This is a genomic window from Microterricola viridarii (assembly GCF_900104895.1).
GTDB lineage: Bacteria > Actinomycetota > Actinomycetes > Actinomycetales > Microbacteriaceae > Microterricola > Microterricola viridarii.
Genome location: NZ_LT629742.1, coordinates 3,398,213 through 3,417,104, shown reverse-complemented (window position 1 = coordinate 3,417,104; position 18,892 = coordinate 3,398,213). Strand labels below are relative to the sequence as shown.

17 protein-coding genes and 1 tRNA gene are annotated in these 18,892 nt (G+C 70.3%); 9 read left to right on the top strand and 9 right to left on the bottom strand.

Annotated features, from left to right (window positions below):
• Nucleotides 1–59: 59 nt before the first annotated feature.
• The 3 genes from BLT62_RS15725 (at nt 60) to BLT62_RS15715 (ending at nt 3,298) form a co-directional block, all read left to right on the top strand.
• A complete protein-coding gene (locus tag BLT62_RS15725) occupies nt 60–878 on the top strand; it encodes a DeoR/GlpR family DNA-binding transcription regulator (RefSeq protein ID WP_083364909.1) in 819 nt (272 codons plus the stop codon).
• Between the two features lie 10 nt (nt 879–888).
• The gene (locus BLT62_RS15720) at nt 889–1,851 is read left to right on the top strand and encodes an aldose 1-epimerase family protein (RefSeq protein WP_083364908.1); all 963 of its coding nucleotides are present in this window, start codon (nt 889–891) and stop codon (nt 1,849–1,851) included.
• Between the two features lie 133 nt (nt 1,852–1,984).
• Entirely contained in the window at nt 1,985–3,298 is a 1,314-nt protein-coding gene (locus BLT62_RS15715) for a DUF445 domain-containing protein (RefSeq protein WP_083364907.1), read from the top strand.
• Nucleotides 3,299–3,439: 141 nt separating this feature from the next.
• Here BLT62_RS15715 and BLT62_RS15710 read toward each other — a convergent pair whose 3' ends face one another.
• Nucleotides 3,440–4,546, bottom strand: coding sequence for a hypothetical protein (locus BLT62_RS15710; protein ID WP_083364906.1), 1,107 nt, complete (start codon nt 4,544–4,546; stop codon nt 3,440–3,442).
• 91 nt (nt 4,547–4,637) lie between these two features.
• Between BLT62_RS15710 and BLT62_RS15705 the strand changes: the two genes are divergently transcribed.
• Nucleotides 4,638–5,786, top strand: a complete 1,149-nt coding sequence (locus BLT62_RS15705; RefSeq protein WP_083364905.1) for an AI-2E family transporter — start codon at nt 4,638–4,640, stop codon at nt 5,784–5,786.
• On the opposite strand, the gene BLT62_RS15700 is transcribed toward BLT62_RS15705, so the two are convergent.
• The gene (locus BLT62_RS15700; protein ID WP_083364904.1) at nt 5,783–6,355 is read right to left on the bottom strand and encodes a TetR/AcrR family transcriptional regulator; all 573 of its coding nucleotides are present in this window, start codon (nt 6,353–6,355) and stop codon (nt 5,783–5,785) included. The two genes, BLT62_RS15705 and BLT62_RS15700, sit on opposite strands and share 4 nt — an antisense overlap.
• A 74-nt stretch (nt 6,356–6,429) precedes the next feature.
• On the opposite strand from BLT62_RS15700, the gene BLT62_RS15695 reads away from it, so the two are divergent.
• Nucleotides 6,430–7,269 carry an SDR family oxidoreductase gene (locus BLT62_RS15695; protein WP_083364903.1) on the top strand — a complete coding sequence of 280 codons (840 nt, stop codon included), beginning with the start codon at nt 6,430–6,432 and terminating at the stop codon, nt 7,267–7,269.
• A gap of 181 nt (nt 7,270–7,450) precedes the next feature.
• Here BLT62_RS15695 and BLT62_RS15690 read toward each other — a convergent pair.
• Nucleotides 7,451–7,527: transfer RNA gene (locus BLT62_RS15690), tRNA-Lys, on the bottom strand.
• Between the two features lie 109 nt (nt 7,528–7,636).
• Between BLT62_RS15690 and BLT62_RS15685 the strand changes: the two genes are divergently transcribed.
• The 4 genes from BLT62_RS15685 (at nt 7,637) to BLT62_RS15670 (ending at nt 10,914) form a co-directional block, all read left to right on the top strand.
• Nucleotides 7,637–8,266 (top strand): DNA-directed RNA polymerase subunit beta, encoded by a 630-nt coding sequence (locus BLT62_RS15685; protein ID WP_083364902.1) that lies wholly within the window; start codon nt 7,637–7,639, stop codon nt 8,264–8,266.
• Between the two features lie 267 nt (nt 8,267–8,533).
• Nucleotides 8,534–9,127, top strand: a complete 594-nt coding sequence (gene sigK / locus BLT62_RS15680) for an ECF RNA polymerase sigma factor SigK (RefSeq protein WP_083364901.1) — start codon at nt 8,534–8,536, stop codon at nt 9,125–9,127.
• Nucleotides 9,124–9,963, top strand: a complete 840-nt coding sequence (locus tag BLT62_RS15675) for an anti-sigma factor (protein WP_083364900.1) — start codon at nt 9,124–9,126, stop codon at nt 9,961–9,963. Before sigK ends, BLT62_RS15675 begins: the two co-directional genes overlap by 4 nt.
• A 57-nt stretch (nt 9,964–10,020) precedes the next feature.
• Complete coding sequence (locus tag BLT62_RS15670) at nt 10,021–10,914, top strand: aminodeoxychorismate lyase (protein WP_083364899.1); 894 nt, start codon at nt 10,021–10,023, stop codon at nt 10,912–10,914.
• A gap of 23 nt (nt 10,915–10,937) precedes the next feature.
• Here the strand turns inward: BLT62_RS15670 and pstB are convergent, their stop codons facing one another.
• The 6 genes from pstB to BLT62_RS15640 all read right to left on the bottom strand — a co-directional run bounded on the left by pstB (nt 10,938) and on the right by BLT62_RS15640 (nt 18,858).
• Nucleotides 10,938–11,717: a phosphate ABC transporter ATP-binding protein PstB gene (gene pstB, locus BLT62_RS15665; RefSeq protein ID WP_083364898.1), complete on the bottom strand. Its 780-nt coding sequence runs from the start codon at nt 11,715–11,717 to the stop codon at nt 10,938–10,940.
• Nucleotides 11,718–11,733: 16 nt separating this feature from the next.
• On the bottom strand, nt 11,734–12,819 hold the full coding sequence (gene pstA, locus BLT62_RS15660) for a phosphate ABC transporter permease PstA (RefSeq protein WP_083364897.1): 1,086 nt from the start codon (nt 12,817–12,819) through the stop codon (nt 11,734–11,736).
• Entirely contained in the window at nt 12,819–13,760 is a 942-nt protein-coding gene (gene pstC / locus BLT62_RS15655; RefSeq protein WP_083364896.1) for a phosphate ABC transporter permease subunit PstC, read from the bottom strand. Before pstC ends, pstA begins: the two co-directional genes overlap by 1 nt.
• 116 nt (nt 13,761–13,876) lie before the next feature.
• Nucleotides 13,877–14,977 carry a phosphate ABC transporter substrate-binding protein PstS gene (gene pstS / locus BLT62_RS15650; RefSeq protein WP_083364895.1) on the bottom strand — a complete coding sequence of 367 codons (1,101 nt, stop codon included), beginning with the start codon at nt 14,975–14,977 and terminating at the stop codon, nt 13,877–13,879.
• Between the two features lie 777 nt (nt 14,978–15,754).
• Nucleotides 15,755–16,690 (bottom strand): NUDIX hydrolase, encoded by a 936-nt coding sequence (locus BLT62_RS15645; RefSeq protein ID WP_083364894.1) that lies wholly within the window; start codon nt 16,688–16,690, stop codon nt 15,755–15,757.
• Entirely contained in the window at nt 16,687–18,858 is a 2,172-nt protein-coding gene (locus tag BLT62_RS15640; RefSeq protein WP_083364893.1) for an RNA degradosome polyphosphate kinase, read from the bottom strand. The genes BLT62_RS15645 and BLT62_RS15640 overlap by 4 nt, the downstream gene beginning before the upstream one ends.
• Between the last annotated feature and the right edge of the window lie 34 nt (nt 18,859–18,892).

Sequence of the window (18,892 nt, the reverse complement as noted above, 5' to 3'; positions counted from 1 at the left end):
TTGTGAAAGCAATGCCCTTTCGCATTGTAAAACGCAGGCGGCGGGGCCATGATGGGCAGATGACGAATGATGCCAGAGACGCACTGCCGGCCTGGCAGCGCCGCGAGCAGATCGCCGCGATGCTGCTCGAGCGCGGCTTCGTGCGGGTGGCCGAGTTGGCCGAGAGCTTCGGGGTGAGCGGGGTGACGGCGCGCACCGACCTGGACGCCCTCGTCGAGACCGGCCAGGCCGAGCGGGTGCACGGCGGGGCGGTGCCGGTGGGGCAGGCGCAGAGGGAGCGCGCCTTCGAGGTGGCGCTCGCCGAGTCCGTGCAGCCCAAGCAGCAGATCGGGGCGCTCGCCGCCTCCCTCGTGCAGAGCGGGCAGAGCGTGCTGCTGGACGTCGGCACCACCACCCTGGCCGTCGCCCGGGCGCTGAAGGCCCGGCGCGACCTCTCCGAGCTCGTGATCGTCACCAACGGCCTGAGCATCGCGCTCGAGCTGGAGAGCGAGATCCCGCGCTTCACCGTGATCGTCACCGGCGGCGCCCTGCGCCCGCTGCAGCACTCACTCGTCGACCCGCTGGCCGACCTCGTGCTCGGCCAGGTGCACGCCGACATCGCCTTCATCGGCTGCAACGGCGTCGACGCGGTGCACGGCGTCAGCAACATCAACCTGCCGGAGGCCGCCGTCAAGGCGCGCATGGTCGCCTCCGCCGCCCGCGCCGTGATCGTCGCCGACTCCTCCAAGCTCGGCCGGGCGCACCTCGGCACGGTGGCGCCGCTTGCGGCCTTCGACACACTGGTGACGGATGCCGCGGCGCCCGCCGCCCTCGGCGACGAGCTCTCCGCGGCCCTCGAGCACGCCGGCGTGCGCATCCTCCTCCCCTCCGACTCCTAGGCTGGCATCCATGACCTTCCCCACCGGCGAGCAGTTCGAGCTCGCGCACCAGACCCCGTCCGGCACGCTGCGCGCCGTCATCACCGAGCTCGGTGCCGGCATCCGCGAGCTCAGCATCGACGGCGTCGACCTCGTGCAGGGCTTCGACGCCGAGATTCCGCCGCCCTCCTGCGCCGGTGTGGTGCTGATGCCGTGGGGCAACCGGATCCCGGACGGCGTCTGGGTCGACGCGGCGGGAACCTCCCACCAGCTGGCCATCACCGAGGTCGCCCTCAACAACGCCATCCACGGCCTGCTGCGCTTCACCGCCTACCGCGTCATCGAGCAGAGCGAGTCGTCCGTCACCCTCGGCGCCCACGTGTTCCCGCAGCTCGGCTACCCCTTCCACCTCGACACGACGGTGCGCTACGAGCTCGGCGACGGCGGCCTGACCGCCACGCACACGGTGCGCAACATCGGCAGCGGCGACGCGCCCGTCACCATCGGCACCCACCCGTACCCGATGATCGGCGACGTGCCCACCGAGGAGCTCGTGCTCACCGTCAACGCGGACACGCACATCGACGTCGACGCCCGGCTGAACCCCGTCGGCAGCACCGCCGTGGACGGCACCGCCTTCGACCTGCGGGCGGGCAGCCCGCTCAGCCGCCGGGTCGGCGACCTGCAGCTGGACGACGCCTGGGGCGACGCGCACGTCGTCGACGGCGAGGCCGTCCACACTCTCACCGCACCGGACGGGCGCACCGTCGCCGTCTGGGGAGACGAGAACTACACGTTCGTCCAGGTCTACGTGAGCCGCAACTTCCCGGCCCGCGGCGCGGCCGCCGACGGCACGGGCGCAACCGTCACGGCGATCGCCATCGAGCCGATGACGGGCCCGGCCAACGCCTACAACACCGGCGCCGGTCTCGTCCACGTCGCACCCGGCGCGGAATGGGTCTCCCAGTGGGGCATCCGGCACTCCGGCTTCTAGGCGGTCTCGGCCGGCCGCCGGCCGTGGATCGTGCGGCGGCCGAGGCGCGGAAACCCCCGCTGCTGCATTAGCGTCGAAGCGGGGCGGCCGGAGCGACTTCGTCGTGCGGCGCCCGGCAGCGGGAGGAGTCGGCATGACACTGGGCGAACGCACACGGCGCAGGGGCGCGCCCGCCGCGCCGAGAGAGCTCTCCCCGGCGGATGCCGCACGCGCCAGCGCCCTCCGCAGCATGAAGCGGCTGGCCACCAGCCTGTTGCTCGCCGCGGCGGTGGTGTTCACCATCTCCTTCGCGCTGCAGGACCAGTACCCGTGGCTCGGCTACGTGCGCGCCGCCTCCGAGGGGGCCATGGTCGGCGCGATCGCCGACTGGTTCGCCGTGACCGCGCTGTTCCGCTACCCGCTCGGGCTGCGCATCCCGCACACGGCGATCATCCCGAACCGCAAGGACGAGATCGGGGCAACGCTCGGCGAGTTCGTCGAGACCAACTTCCTCTCGGAGGAGGTCGTGCGCGGCAAGCTGGAGAGCGTCGACGTCGCCGGTCGGCTCGGCGGCTGGCTGGCGGCGCCGGCCAACGCGCAGCGGCTGGGCCGGGAGGTCGCCGTCGGCGCGCAGGGCCTGCTCAGGCTGTTGAGCGACGACGACGTCAAAGACCTGCTCGAGAAGCTCGCCAGACGGCATCTGTTCGAACCGGAGTGGGCGCCAGCGCTCGGCCGGGTCGGCGCGCAGCTCGTCGCGGCCGGCCAGCAGCGCACCGCCATCGACGCCCTGCTCGCCAAGGCGGAGGACTGGCTGATCGTGCACCCCGAGGCATTCGGCAGCGCCGTCTCCGAGCGCCTGCCGCGCTGGCTGCCCGGTTTCGTCGACCGCCTCGTCGACGACAAGGCGTACCGGGAGGCGCTCGGGCTGGCACGGGCCATGCGGGCCGACCCGCGGCATCCACTGCGCCTGGCCATCGACGACTACCTGGCCGAGCTCGCCGCGGGCCTGCAGCACGACCCCGGGCTGATCGCCAAGGTCGAGGCGGTCAAAGCCGAGCTGCTGGACAGCCCGCGGCTGCGCGAGTTCGCGGGCGAGGCCTGGGACTCGCTCAAGGCGAGCGTGGGCGCCTCTCTCGCCGAGCCGGAGAGCGAGCTGCGCCGCGGGCTGGAATCCGCGGTGATCGAGGTGGGCACGCGCCTGCTCGCCGACCCGGGGCTCGCCGTCAAGGTCAACGACTGGGTGGCGGATGCCGCGGCCCACCTGGTGCAGGGCTACCGGCACGACATCGCCGGGGTGATCACCGAGACCGTCGAGCGCTGGGACGCCGCCGAGACGACCGAGAAGATCGAGCTCATGGTCGGCCGCGACCTGCAGTTCATCCGGATCAACGGCACCGTGGTCGGCGCGCTCGCCGGCGTCACCATCTACGCGGTCGCGACGGGCGTGCACGCCCTGCTCGGCGGCTAGCCCGCTGGTTGAGCCCGTCGAAATCCTCACCGTTGGTCGAGTAGGCCCGCCAGGGCCGCATCGAGGCCAGGCGGCATGGTCTCAATACGCTCGTTCATCGCTCCTCGACCAACGGGGTGTGGGCTTTGGCCGCAGGCCCCCTCAGCCGGCGTGGGAAGCGGCGATGATCTCGCGGTGCAGCTGCAGCAGGGGAGCGGTGCGGTCGGTCGGGCCGCGGCCGAAACCGCACTCGGTGCCGATGCCGAACTCACTGAGCCCGGCGGCCGCGAGTGCCGGCTGTGCCGTGGCGATGCGGCGCTGGGCGCCCTCGACGCCGTCCTCGTGGTGCACCAGGCCGAGGAACAATTTGGTCTCGGGGTGCAGCGCCAGCCCGGTCAGCGGCGCGAAGTAGGCGGCGTCGTCGCGCTCGATCGGCACGGGCAGGTGCAGCCAGTTGATGGGGCGCGTCACGGCGGCCGCGAGGACATTCGCCATGGCAACGAGGTTGCCGGCGTCGGCCGGCTCGACGAAGTGCTTCTCGGCGATGTCGCCGTAGCAGAGGTGGAAGCCGAACTCGACGCCCTCCGGTACCTGGTTGGCGGCCGCAGCGGCCATCGCGCCGACGGCCGCGAAGATCTCCGCGGTCGAGGTGTCGCCCGGGGTGGCCGTGAACCAGGTCACCGGCTGCTTGCCGCCGATGCTGATCTGCTCGACGAAGCTGAACTCGGTGGCCATGTCGATCTGGATCGCCAGGTCCTCGGCCGGGATCGCGGCGGCGATGGCGGCGATCTCCCGCTCCATCGCGGCGGCGTACGCCGGGTACACGGCCGGCTTGTCGTCCTGCGCAACGAAGGTGGTGTGCGGGGCGAGCGGGCTCGGCAGGCTCACCTGGAAGCGGGTGCCCGGCGCGATCACGCCGGCGTCGCGGAGGGCCAGGAACTCGCCGAACCCGGCGATCGCGGCATCCGCGTAGCCGAGGGGGCCGAACTCCAGCTCGGCCGCCGGCACAGTGCCATCGAGGCGGAACGGCCGCACGTCGAAGCCGGCGATGATGATCGGATCGATCGGCAGGCGCTCCAGGCCGGCGACGGCGTCGAATGCCGCGCCCTGGAACAGGATCCAGTGGAAGCGCTCGCCGACCTCGCCGTCGGGGATGCGGGCGGCGTCGGTGCCGAGGTTCTCCGCGACGATGCGCAGGGTGGCAGCCGCGGTGGGCTGGTTGATCGATCCGACGAGGTGGGCGCCGCGCACGGCAGGAAGAGCAGTCATGGGGCAAGCCTATTCGTGCTGAAACCTCTGTGACGGTGCAAGGATGAGGGGCGGGCACACCACACGGAGCGCCCGGCAGAGGAGGACCAAGATGCGCAAACGCACCGTCACCGAGGCCGCCGCCGTGCGCAGCGCCAGGCCTGCCCGCGGGGTGGTTGTGGCGCCGCCGCGGATCAGACCGTTCATGATCGGCCTCGTCGGCACCCTCGGCGTGCTGCTCGCGCTGCTCATCGGTGCCGTGATCGGCCAGCTCTCCACCGTGCTGGTGTACATCGGCCTTGCCCTCTTCCTCGCGCTCGGACTCGACCCGGTCGTCTCCCTGCTCGAGCGCAAGTTGCCGCGGCCCGGCGCCATCGCGATCGTGGTGGGCGTCGTCCTGCTCGCCTTCGCGGGCATCGTCGTGGCGATCGTGCCGGTGCTCGTCGAGCAGGGCACCAACCTGATCAAAGACCTCCCGCGCATGATCAAGGACCTGACCGCCGCCGGCTGGTACCAAGACATCCAGGCGCAGTTCGGCTCGACGGTGGAGGAGGCCCTCAACAGCGCACTGCACTTCCTGCAGGACCCCGCCAACCTCGCCTCGATCGGCGGCGGGATCGTGGCAGTGGGCGCCGGGGTCGCCGGGGGCGTCACCGGCGTCGTGATCGTGTTGATCCTCACGCTGTACTTCCTCGCCGCGCTGCCGTCGATGAAGAAGCTGGCCGCCCGCTTCGTGCCGGCCTACCAGCGCGAGGGCTTCACCGAGATCACCAACGATGTCTCCGGCGCAGTCGGCCGCTATGTCATCGGCCAGTTCAGCCTCGCCCTCATCAACGGCGTGCTGAGCCTCATCTTCTTGAGCATCATCGGCGCCCCGCTGCCTGCCTTGTTGGCGTTGATCGCCTTCATCGGCTCGCTGATCCCGATGGTGGGAACCCTGATCGGGGCCATCCTGATCTCGCTGATCTGCCTGCTCGCCTCGCCCCTGACGGCGCTGGTCGCGGCGATCTACTACCTGATCTACATGCAGGTCGAGGCGTATGTGCTCAGCCCGCGCATCATGAACAAGGCGGTGGACGTGCCCGGCTCGATCGTCGTGATCGCGGCGGTGGCCGGCGGCACCATCGGCGGCGTGCTCGGTGCCCTCGTGGCCATCCCCGTCGCGGCATCCGGCATGATCATCATCCAGAAGGTCGTCTTCCCGGCGCAGGATGCCAAGCTCGTCGACCCGGAGCTCGAGGGGGCGCCGGGCCAGCCCTAGGCGGGCGGGGCTCCGAGCACGGTGGCGGCCAGGTCGTCGCCGTAGCCGGGCGGGGAGTCCTGCCGGGTGAGCACGCGGTAGAGCACCGCCCCGATGAGGGCGTCGGCCGCGACCTCGGCATCGATGTCGGCACGGAGTGCCCCGCGCGCCACCCCCTCGGCGATGGAGCGGGCCAGGGCGGCATGCGTGGGCCCCGTCATCCTCTCGTACAACGCGTGGGAGGCGGCGGGGTCGTCCGCCGCGGCGGCCGCGAGGGCCCTGATCAGCCCCGCGTTCTCTGCTGAGCCCAGGGAAGCGCCCATCGCGTTCAGGATGCCGGGGATGGATCCGCCCGCGGCATCCGCGCCGGGCAGTATGATCACGCCGTCGAGCACCGCCTCGGCGACGATGGCCGACTTGGCGCGCCACCAGCGGTACACCGTCTGGCGGCTCACCCCGGCCGCGCTGGCGATCGCCTCAATCGTCAGCCGGTCGTACCCGACGGTGTGCAGCAGCTCACGCGTGGCCTCGAGGGTGGCGCGACGAGACTGCTCGCTGCGGGGGCGGCCGCGGGGGAGTGGCTCAGACATTTACTCAGCGTAGCGAGGAGGTATAGGCTCGCCCCATAATGAGACAAATTGTCTCGAATATGGGAAGGTGCAGCATGTCGAACAGCGTCCTGGCGGTCATCGGCGTCGGCGGAATGGGCGAGGCGATCGCCCGTCGCGTGGGGGCGGGCAACACCGTGTTGCTGGCCGATTTCAACGCGGAGTTGCTGGAACGCGTCGCAGCCGGGCTGCGCGGCGATGGCTTCGACGTGGCCACCCAGGTCGTCGACGTCTCCTCGCACGCCTCCGTCACGGCGCTCGCGGATGCGGCGGCCGCGCTCGGCCCGGTGCGCCTGGTCGTGCACACCGCCGGGCTCTCGCCCGTGCAGGCGCCGACGGATGCCGTGCTCCGCGTCGACCTCGCCGGCTTCGCGTTCAGCCTCGACGAGTTCGCCCGCGTGATCGCGCCGGGCGGCGCCGGCGTCTACATCGCCAGCATGGCCGGCAGCTTCGCCGCGGGCCAGTTCCCGGCCGAGTTGGAGGCCGCGCTGGCATCCACCCCCAGCGACCAGCTGCTCTCGCTGCCGTTCCTCGCCGACGGCGCGCTGCCGAACGCGGGCGCCGCGTACAGCATCGCCAAGCGCGGCAACCAGCTGCGCGTGCAGACGGCGAGCCTCGCCTGGGGCAAGCGCGGGGCCCGCGTCAACACGATCAGCCCCGGCGTCATCTCCACCCCGATGGGCCAGCAGGAGCTCGCCGGCGAGTCCGGCGCCTCGATGCGCGCCATGGTGGAGGGCTCGGCCACCGGCCGGCTCGGCACGCCGAACGACATCGCGAACGCCGCGGCGTTCCTGCTCAGCGCGGATGCCTCCTTCATCTCCGGCACCGACCTGCTCGTCGACGGCGGCACCGTCGCGGCCGTGCGCTCTGGCGCCGTCACACTGCCGCGCGGCTAGCCACTGCCGGCCGGCTCCCTGCCCGCCGCTCGGCGAGCAGGGAGCCCGCCGCGGACCCCGCGACCCGGGCGCAGCGAGACGCAGAGACGGGAGCGCCCAGAGCCAGGCCTGAAGCGGGCCTCGAAGCGGGCCCCGTCGAGGGCGGCCGATCGATTCGGCCTCGCGACTCGGAAACCAGATATGGTGCCCCCACAGGGACTCGAACCCTGGACCCACAGATTAAAAGTCTGTTGCTCTAACCAACTGAGCTATAGGGGCACGTACCAATGTACAGGCTGAACGCGCAGAGTTTTCGCGCGTAACGTTGGTGTCGCACGCGCGCCGCCCGATCCGGTCGGCGCGCAGCCCGGAATCGTGAGGAGACGACATGGCCGAGCACATCCACAAGCCCACGAAGTTTCCCAACCGCATCTTCGAGGCGTTCCAGGGCGGGGAGGACCCGGCCGCGATCAGCCGCGTGGCCCACGAGACCGCGCACGCGCTGCTGTCGCGGGTGCGGGCCGATCCCGACCCCGGAGTCGTGGAGCGCCTCGTCGCGTACACCGACGAGAACGGCATCGACGCGGTCGCCGAGCTGTGGTCGCGCGCGACACCGCGCAGCCTGCCCGGCGCACTCTGGCGCATCTACCTGCTCCGGATGCTGATCCGCCAGGACCCGACCGGCACGAGTTTCCTGTTCCAGCGCGGGGTCGAGGTCGCCCGCACGATCGACCCCGTTATCGCCGGCGCCGCCCACCCGACCGGCCCAGACGAGATCATCGTGCTCGCCGACGCCATCCTCCGCGGCATCTACACCGGCGACTTCGCCGTCGCCCTCGACCGGGCCGCCGCGTTCTGCCGGGTCATGTCGGCCGGGGCGACCAGCCTGGCCGACGACGCGGATGCCGCAGAGCCCGACCGGGCCAGCGAGCTGACCCGCCGGGGGCTGCGCTTCACGGAGATGGCGGCGGAGCTCACCGCCTGCGCGCGGCTCTGGCGCTCCGACTCGCTGGACTGACGCGAACGCGGCGGAAACCGCGCCCAGCGATCTCGATTACAATAGATGTCGGTCGGGCCGCAGTAACCCCGGGCTCCAAAATTAGCCGCCACGAGCGGCCTCGCGCCGAGAGGCGTTCTGCGGCCCGGCCATATTCGTCCCCGGCGCCTCCCACCGACACGCGCGATCCTGCGCCCTACGGCGGCGCCCCGCATTCTCCCAGCCTGCGCGGCAATCCGATCTGCCCGCCGCGCCGAACCCTGAGTGTGACAAGGGAGGGCTGCTGACATGCTAGGTGTCGTGAGCGAAATCCCCGTGTCACAGAGTTCTCCCGCGAACGCTGAACTGACCGCAGTCCTGGAGCGGGTCGCCGACGGCGACCAGCTCGCCTTCGGTGAGCTCTACGACCTCACCGCCGCGCGCATCTTCGGCCTGGTGCGCAGGCTGCTCGTCGACCACGCGCAGTCGGAGGAGGTCACCCAAGAGGTGTACCTGGAGATCTGGCAGACGGCGCCGCGCTTCGACGCCAGCCGCGGCGGGGCCATGTCGTGGATGATGACGATGGCACACCGCCGCGCGGTCGACCGCATCCGGGCGTCGCAGGCGGGCCGCGACCGCGACCAGCGCATCGGCCGCCGTGACATCACCGTGGACTACGACGACGTTGCAGAGAGAGTAGAGATCACGATCGAGCATGAGAGGGTGGCGAGGGCGATGACCCGATTGACCGAGCTGCAGCGTGAGGCGCTGAGCCTGGCCTACTACGGCGGGCTCTCCCACAGCGAGCTCGCGAGCTACCTCGAGGTGCCGATCGGAACGGTGAAGACGCGGCTGCGCGACGGCATGATCCGCCTGAGAGAAGAACTGGGGGTGGCGTCATGAGCGATCGAGACGACGAACTGAGCCGGGCGGCATCCGAGGCCCTGCACGCCTTCGACGAGCCGCAGCCGGATGCCGCGGCGCCCGCACCCGCGGAGTTCGCCGAGACGGCGACCGAGCTCGGCCTCGCCGCAACGCCGGTGCAGCCGCCCGCGTCGCTGCGCGCGGATCTGATGGCGCGCATCGCGCTGACCCCGCAGCTGCCCCGGCTCGAGGAGGGCGCGGATGCCGCAACGGCGGCCACCCCGACACTCGCCGTGCCGGCGGCGCCCGCCGCCCCCACGGCAGAGAAGCCGAGCGAACCGAGCGAACCGAGCGAACCGAGCGAACCGAGCCAGCCGAGCCACGCCGGCCCAGCCGAGCGCCGGGCGGCCGCACGCTGGCGGCGCCCCGTCGGCGTGCTCGTGGCCGTGACCGCAGCCGCTGCATTCTTCTTCGGCGGTCTGGCCATCGGGCAGCTCCAGGACTCCACGCCCTCGACCGGGCAGACCCAGGCCGAGCAGCTGGCCGACATCGCCGCCGCCCCAGACGCCCAGCGCGCGGCCGCGGAGGTCGCGGGCGGGGGAACGGCGACCCTGGTCTGGTCCGGGGAGCTCGGCCGGTCCGCGCTCCTGGCCGACGGGCTGGCCCCGCTGCCGCAGGACCAGACCTACCAGCTCTGGTACATCGGGGCGGAGGGCCCGGTCTCGGCCGGCACCTTCGAGGCGAGCAGCAGCGGCACCACCTGGCACGTGCTCGAGGGGCAGATGAGCGCTGGCGACGTCGTCGGCGTGACGGTCGAACCGGCCGGCGGGTCGACCGAGCCGACCAGCGCCCCCATCGTGCAGATCGCGAGCTAGGCCCCAATCCGCAGAGTGCGACTGCCGCGGGGCGATCGGGCGGCGTAGCATCGGAGCATGTCGTTGCCCTACACGCTCCTGATTACGCCGCTGCCCGCCGACGCCCCGGATGACGGGAGCTGGTTCACCGAGACCTTCACGGAGGTGGAAGCCTCCGAGCCCGCCCTGCGGGTCAGCGAGCTCAGCACGCAACGTGGCGACGGCGTCTTCGAGACGCTGTCGGTGGTCAACGGCCACGCGCAGGAGGTGCAGCCGCACCTGGCCAGGCTCGCCCGCTCGGCCGAGATCTGCGACCTGCCCGCGCCGAACCTGGCGCAGTGGTCCGCCGCCATCTCGCAGGCGGTCGCCCGCATCCCCAGCCAGGGCGAGCTGGCGATCAAGCTGGTGCTCAGCCGCGGCGTCGAGCACGGCCCGAGCCCGACCGCCTGGCTCCACGCCAGCGCGGCGAGCGACTTCAGCCCGGTGCGGCAGAGCGGCGTGCGCGCCATCACCCTGGACCGCGGCTACGACCGCGGCGTCGCGGAGCGCGCCCCCTGGCTGTTGCTCGGCGCCAAGACACTCAGTTACGCCGTGAACATGGCCGCCCTGCGCGAGGCGCACCGGCGCGGAGCCGACGACACCATCTTCGTCACCAGCGACGGATACGTGATGGAGGGCCCGACGTCATCCGTCATCATCCGGCACGGCGACGTGTTCTCGACGCCCGCCCCGAGCGGCGCGATCCTGCACGGCACGACCCAGCGCAGCCTGTTCAACTACCTGGAGCGCCACGGGCACGCCGTGAGCTACCGCGACATCAGCATCGAGGAGCTGCGCACGGCGGATGCCGTCTGGCTGGTCTCCAGCGTGCGCCTGGCCGTGGCCGTCATCGAGCTCGACGGCGTGCAGATGCCGGTGGACGCCCCGCTCACGGAGCTCTTCACCGAGTACCTGCTCTCTCCGCGGGACTAGCGCGGCGGATCAGGCGGGGACGATCAACCGAAGCGGCCGGAGACGTAGTCCTCGGTCGCCTGCACGCTCGGGTTCGAGAAGATCGTCGTCGTGTCGTTGTACTCGATGAGCTTGCCCGGCTTGCCGGTGCCGGCGATGTTGAAGAAGGCGGTGCGGTCGGAGACGCGCGAGGCCTGCTGCATGTTGTGGGTCACGATCACGATCGTGTACTCGTTCTTGAGCTCTTCGATCAGGTCCTCGATGGCGAGCGTCGAGATCGGGTCGAGGGCGGAGCAGGGCTCGTCCATCAGCAGCACGTCGGGCTGGACGGCGATGGCGCGGGCGATGCAGAGGCGCTGCTGCTGGCCGCCGGAGAGGCCGGATCCGGGCTGGTTCAGACGGTCCTTGACCTCGTTCCACAGGTTGGCGCCGCGCAGCGAGCGCTCGATCAGGTCGTCGGAGTCGCTCTTGCTCATCCGGGTGTTGTTGAGCTTGACGCCGGCCAGAACGTTGTCGCCGATCGACATCGTCGGGAACGGGTTGGGACGCTGGAACACCATGCCGACCTGGCGGCGCACCAGCACGGGGTCGACGCCGGGGCCGTAGAGGTTGTTGCCGTCGATGAGCACCTCGCCCTCGACGCGGGCGCCGGGGATGACCTCATGCATGCGGTTCAGCGTGCGCAGGAAGGTGGACTTGCCGCATCCGGAGGGCCCGATGAACGCCGTCACGGTGCGCGGCTCGATGGTGAGGGTGACGTCTTCGACGGCGAGGAACTTGCTGTAGTAGACGTTGAGGTCGTTGACTTCGATGCGCTTGGACATTGATTCCTTCGAGGGGCTAGCGCGCGATCTTCGGCGTGAAGAACTTGGCGATGAGTCTGGCGATGATGTTGAGCAGGGCGACGATGAGGATCAGCGTGAGAGCGCCGGCCCAGGCCCTGTCGATGTAGGCCTGCATGTCGGAGCCCTGGTTCATGTACTGCGTGTACACGAACACGGGCAGGGTCATCATGCGCTCGCTGAACAGGTCGTAGTTCATGCTCGAGGTGAAGCCGGCGATGATGAGCAGCGGGGCCGTCTCGCCGATCACGCGGGCGATGGAGAGCATGATGCCGGTGATGATTCCGGCGATGGATGTCGGCAGCACGACCTTCAGAACGGTGAGCCACTTCGGCACGCCGAGGGCGAAGGCCGCCTCGCGCAGCTCGTTCGGCACCAGCTTGAGCATCTCCTCGCTCGAGCGCACCACCACCGGGATCATGAGCACGCTGAGGGCGACGGCGCCGCCGATGCCGAAGCGGATGCCGGGGTCGTTGGTGATCAGCGCGAACAGCGCGAACGCGAACAGGCCGGCGACGATCGAGGGGATGCCGGTCATCACGTCGACGAAGAAGGTGATGCCGCGGGCCAGGCTGCCGCGGCCGTACTCGACGAGGTAGATCGCGGTGAGCAGGCCGATCGGCACCGAGATGAGGGCGGCCGCCCCGGTGATGAGCAGGGTGCCGACGATGGCGTGCAGCGCGCCGCCGCCCGGGCCGACCACGTTGCGCATCGATTGGGTGAAGAAGTCGATGTCGAAGCGGGGGAGGCCGTTGACGATGGTGGTGAACGTCACCGAGATCAGCGGCAGCAGGGCGATCGTGAAAGCGAGCGCGACGAGCGCCGTGACGAGGCGGTCCTTCGCCTTGCGGGAGCCCTCGACGGCGCGCGAGACGCTCCAGATCAGCAGGCAGAACAGCAGCACGCCGAAGAAGACGGTGCCGACGATGTTGAAGTCGTTGGTGATGCCGGCGGCGAAGAGCACGCCGAAGAAGGCGCCGGTCACGGCGAAGCTGGTCAGCAACAGCCAGAGGCTGGCGCGCCGGGGCAGCATGCCCGCGGTGAGCGAGTTCGTGATGGGGGCCGCGGTGAGGGTGGTGCTCATCAGTTCGCTCCCGAGAAGGCCTTGCGGCGGTTGATCACGAAGCGGGCCACCATGTTGACGGCCAGCGTGATGAGGAACAGGATCAGGCCGGTCGCGATCAGGACGTTCACGCCCACGCCGTGCGCCTCAGGGAAGTTCAGGGCGATGTTGGCGGCGATCGTGGAGGGGTTCTGCGACTGCAGCAGGGCGAAGCTGATCACGGATGCCGGCGAGAGCACCATGGCGACGGCCATCGTCTCGCCGAGCGCGCGGCCGAGGCCGAGCATCGCGGCCGAGATGATGCCGGGGCGGCCGAAGGGCAGCACGGCCATGGTGATCATTTCCCAGCGGGTCGCGCCGAGGGCCAGGGCAGCCTCCTCGTGCAGGCGCGGCGTCTGCAGGAACACCTCGCGGCAGAGCGCGGTCATGATCGGCAGGATCATGACCGCGAGCACCACGGCGACGGTGAGGATGGTGCGGCCGGTGCCGGAGACCGGGCCGGCGAAGAGGGGGAACCAGCCGAACCACTCGACCAGCTGGGAGTAGAGCGGCTGCAGGGCCGGGGCGAGCACGGTGATGCCCCAGAGGCCGAAGACGACGGAGGGCACGGCGGCCAGCAGGTCGACGACGTAGCCGAGCGACTGCGCGAGCTTCCGCGGAGCGTAGTGCGAGATGAACAGCGCGATGCCGATCGCGACGGGCACGGCCATGATCAGGGCGAGGGCGGCGGCCCAGACGGTGCCGAATGCCAGCGGCCAGACGTAGTCCCAGAAGTTGGTGATGCCGCCCTTGAACGCGGACTCGTCGGCGGTGAAGGCCGGGAGCGACTGGGCGACGAGGAAGATCGCCACAGCGGCGAGCACGACAAGGATCAGGCTTCCAGCCACCACGGTGGCGGTGGAGAAGATGCGGTCGCCTGGGCGCTGTTTGGCCTTGATCGGCGGGGCGACGGCTGTCGTCATGCGGACTGGATCCCTCTTCTTCGGAGTTCGGTGTGACTGTGCTGCGGGGGAGGGAAGCCGTGTGCCCGGCCGCTTCGGCATGACTGCCGAGACGGCCGGGCGAGCGGCATCCCGTGTTACTTGATCGAGGCGATCACATCGGCAACCTTGGTCTGCAGCTCCGCGGAGAGCGGGGCGGCACCGGCGGAGGCTGCGGCCTCCTTCTGGCCCTCATCGCTGGCCATGAAGCCGACGTAGCTCTTGACGAGCTCGCCCACCTTGGCGTCTGCGTAGTCGGTGCAGACGATCGCGTAGCTCACCAGAACCAGCGGGTAGTGGGTCGGGTCGGTGGTCTTGCGGTTCAGCGAGATCGCGAGGTCGTTGGCCGCGCGGCCCTCGACCATCGGCGACTCGGCGACGACGGCGGCCGCGGCCTCTGCCGTGTACTGGACGAACTCGTCGCCGACCTTGATCTTGGCGACGCCGAGGTCACCGGCGCGCGAGGCGTCCGCGTAGCCGATGGTGCCGACGCCGGTGGTGACGGCGGAGACGACGCCCGAGGTGCCCTGGGCGCCCTCGCCGGTCTGGAACGGGAAAGTGTCGGCCGGCTTCTCGGTCCAGACGTCCGGTGCGACCTGGTTGAGGTAGTCGGCGAAGTTCTTGGTGGTGCCCGAGTCGTCGGAGCGGTGCACGGCGGTGATGTTGGTGGCCGGCAGCGTGGCGTCGGGGTTCAGGGCGACGATGGCCGGGTCGTTCCAGACGGTGATGTCGCCCTTGAAGATCTGGGCGAGGGTCGTCGCGTCGAGGTTCAGCTCGGTGACGCCCTCAATGTTGAAGATCACGGCGATCGGGGAGATGTACACCGGGAGGTCGACGGCGGTGGTGCCGGGGGCGCACATGGCGAACTCGCCGGCGAGCTCCTCGTCCTTGAGGTAGGAGTCGGAGCCGGCGAAAGCGGCGCCGCCGGCGAAGAAGCTCTCGCGGCCCGCGCCGGAACCGGTCGGGTCGTAGTTGATGGTGACATCGGGGTTCGCGGTCTGGAACGACGCGGTCCACGTCTCCTGTGCGGAGCCCTGCGAGGAGGCGCCGGCGGCGTTGAGGGTGCCGGAGAGGGCGGTCGCCGTCTCGGTGGGGGCGTCGCCGGCGGGGGCGGTGCCCTCGTTCGCGGCGCACGAGGAAAGTACAAGAGCAGCGGCAACAGCTACGACCGCGGGGCGGCCGAGACGCTTGATGTTCACGTGAGTCCCTTTCAGGGGGTTCGGATGCTTGACACAGGCCGGTGCTGGCCTGGTGTCGAAGCTAAGCTCCTCGGTTAACGAGCATCCCCCCGGTCGGTGAACGCGAGGTTAACGCGGGGCGACATGTGCGCATTCGGATGCCGATTCCCGGCGTTCTCGCAGGCACGCCCGAAGCCCGCCCGATCCCCGCCTGTCGACAACCCGCTGGTCGAGTAGCGAGGAACGAGCGTATCGAGACCTCGCACGTGGAACGGTCCCGCGCTGTCAGGGTCTCGATGCGGCGCTGGCGGGCCTCCTCGACCAGCGGGAGGGGAGCCGCAAAACCCGCTGGTCGAGTAGCGAGGAACGAGCGTATCGAGACCTCGCACGCGGAGCGGTCCCGCGCGGTCAGGGTCTCGATACGGCCCTGGCGGGCCTACTCGACCAGCGGGAGGGGAGCCGCAGAACCCGCTGGTCGAGTAGCGAGGAACGAGCGTATCGGGACCTCGCACGCGGAGCGGTCCCGCGCTGTCAGGGTCTCGATACGGCGCTGGCGGGCCTACTCGACCAGCGGGGAGGGGCTCCGCAGAACCCGCTGGTCGAGTAGCGAGGAACGAGCGTATCGAGACCTCGCACCAGACACAGCTTCACGCCGAGTCAGGGTCTCGATACGGCCCTGGCGGGCCTACTCGACCAGCGGGAGGGGAGCGCCGCAAAACCCGCTGGTCGAGGGAGCGTGCGACCGAAGCCACCAGCGGGGAGGGCGCCAGCGACTGATGCGAGCGGGGGCGAGGCCGGCTACACCCGGGGGGAGTGCGTCTCGATCGCGATGATGCCGGAGCTGGGGTTGCTGCGGGAGAGGTGCACGATCGAGAAGGCGCCGGTCTCCAGCGCCGCGGCGTCCGAGAGGTAGGAGCCCTGCGTGGTGCCGGTGGCCAGCGCGATCTCGCGCAGGATGTCGGGCAGCACCGGGCCGTGGCTGCACAGCACGGCCGTCTTGCGGGCGCGCACGCGCTTGCCGACGACGGCGCGCACGTCGCTGGTGCCGTCCTCCCAGGCGTCCTGGCTGATCAGCTCGGTGCGGCGGATCTCCTGGCCGAGTGCGACGGCCAGCGGCGTCACGGTGGTCACGCAGCGGGTGGCCGTGCTCGAGACGATCTTGCGCGGGTGCCAGGCGGCGAGCGTCGGCACGTTGCCGGCCGCCTGCTGCACGCCGCGCTCGGTCAGCGGCCGGGTGGCATCCGGGCCGTCCCACGCCGACGGCGCGACGGCCTTGCCGTGGCGGAGCGCGATGATGGCGAACGTCGAGGTGACGCCCGCATCCACCAGCGCGGCGAAGTGCTCGAGGATCTCGACGTCGGTCGGGTAGCTCAGGTAGCCGCGGGCGCGCTTGATGGTGACCCACTCCAGCGCGGCGACCTCGCCGTTGGGCACGAAGGTGGAGCGCTGGATGGCCTCGTCGCTGACCTCGGCCGCCCAGTAGTGCACGATCTTCTCGCGGCCGTTGCCGAGCGGGTAGTTGGCGATGCCGACGGGGACGCCGAGCGCGATGGCCAGGCCGGTCTCCTCGAGGATCTCGCGCACGGCGGTCTGCGGCAGCGTCTCACCGGGGTCGACCTTGCCCTTGGGGATGGTGACGTCGCCATGCACCGTGCGGTGAATGACGAGAACCATGACCTTGCCGTCGACGATCCGCCAGCAGACGGCACCTGCCGCGTAGATGGCGGTTGTCACCGGCGGCCCCCTGGGCGCTTCCTCTGGGCGATTTGCTGCATCAACCTATTCTGCAGGTCATCGAGCGGATGCCCCGCATCGTCCAGGTGGTGCCGGATCCAGACGCCGTCGGCGCCGAGCTCCCACGCGCTGGTGCGCGGGTTGAACGCGCGCTCGAACAGGGCGTCGATCTGGGCCAGGTGCTCGGGCGCGACCAGGCGCACCAGCGCCTCGACGCGGCGGTCGAGGTTGCGGTGCATCATGTCGGCGCTGCCGATGTACACCTGCGGGTCGCCGTCGTTCAGGAAGCTGAAGATGCGGGAGTGCTCGAGGTAGCGGCCGAGGATCGAGCGCACGCGGATGTTCGCGCTCATCCCCTCGACGCCCGGCTTGAGGCTGCAGATGCCGCGCACCCAGATGTCCACGGGCACGCCGGCATTGCTGGCCCGGTAGAGCGCGTCGATGATGGCCTCGTCGACCATCGAGTTGACCTTGATCCGGATGCCGGCTGCCCGCCCGGCCAGGGCGTTCGCGGTCTCGTCGTCGATGCGCTTGAGCAGCCCCTTGCGCAGGTGCAGCGGCGCGACGAGCAGGCGCTTGAACTTCTTCTCGATCGCGTAGCCGCTCAACTCGTTGAACAGCCGGGTCAGGTCCTTGCCGACCTGGTCGTCGGCGGTGAACAGGCCGAGGTCCTCGTAGATGCGGCTCGTCTTCGGGTTGTAGTTGCCGGTGCCGATGTGGCTGTAGTGGCGCAGCTCGCCCTTCTCCTGGCGAATGACGAGGGCCAGCTTGCAGTGCGTCTTCAGCCCGACCAGGCCGTAGACGACGTGCACGCCGGCCTTCTCGAGCTTGCGCGCCCAGCTGATGTTGGCCTGCTCGTCGAAGCGGGCCATGATCTCGACCAGGGCCAGCACCTGCTTGCCGGACTCGGCGGCATCGATGAGCGCCTCCACGATCGGGCTGTCGCCCGAGGTGCGGTAGAGCGTCTGCTTGATGGCGAGCACGTCCGGGTCGGCGGCGGCTTGCTCGATGAACGCCTGCACGCTGGTGGCGAAGGACTCGTAGGGGTGGTGCACGAGGATGTCGTCGCGGGAGATGGAGGCGAAGACATCCGGTTTCGCATTCGGCTCGATCGGCTGCAGCTGCACGCTCGTCGTCGGCACGTGCTTGGGGAAGCGCAGGTCGGGGCGGTCGATGCGGCCGAGGTCGAACAGCCCGCCGAGGTCGAGCGGGGAGGGCAGCCGGTACACCTCCTGCTCGCTGACATCCAGCTCGCGCACGAGCAGGCCGAGCGTGACGTCATCCATGTCGTCGGTGACCTCGAGTCGGATGGGCGGGCCGAAGCGACGCCGCAGCAGCTCCTTCTCGAGCGCCTGGATCAGGTTCTCTGTCTCGTCCTCGTCGACGACGACGTCTTCGTTGCGGGTGACGCGGAAGACGTGGTGGGCGACGATCTCCATGCCGGGGAACAGGTCGCCGAGGTGGTTGGCGATCAGGTCCTCGAGCGTGATGAAACGCTGACGGGTCGGATCCTCCGAGGTGATCTCGAGGAAGCGGGGCAGCATCTGCGGCACCTTGAGGCGGGCGAACTCCTGCCGGCCGGTGCGGGTGTTGCGCACGCGCACCGAGAGGTTGAGCGAGAGCCCGGAGATGTAGGGGAACGGGTGGGCCGGGTCGACGGCCAGCGGCATCAGCACGGGGAAGATTTGCCGCGAGAAGTAGTCGTCCAGGCGCTCCTGCTCGGCGGCGTCCAGCGCCTCCCAACGCACGATGTCGATGCCGGCATCCGCCAGCGCCGGGCTGACCAGGCTCTGGTAGACGGCGGCGTGGCGTTCCTGCAGCTCGTGGGCGCGCCGCGAGATGTCGTCGAGCACGTCGTGCGGGGCGCGGCCGATGTTGCTCGGCAGGGCGAGCCCGGTGAGGATGCGGCGCTTCAGGCCGGCCACCCGCACCATGAAGAACTCGTCGAGGTTGCTGGCGAAGATGGCCAGGAAGTTGGTGCGCTCCAGCACCGGCGTCGCCGGGTCCTCGGCCAGTTCGAGCACCCGCTGGTTGAAGGCCAGCCAGCTCAGCTCGCGGTCGAGGAAGCGCTCCTCGGGCAGGTCGGCATCGCCGGCCGTGTCGAAGGGCTCAAAGTCGTCGTCGAAGTCACGGCCGAGGCCGGAGTCCAGCAGGTTGTCGACATCCATCCCAACATCATGGCACCCCGCGCCGCGTGCACGG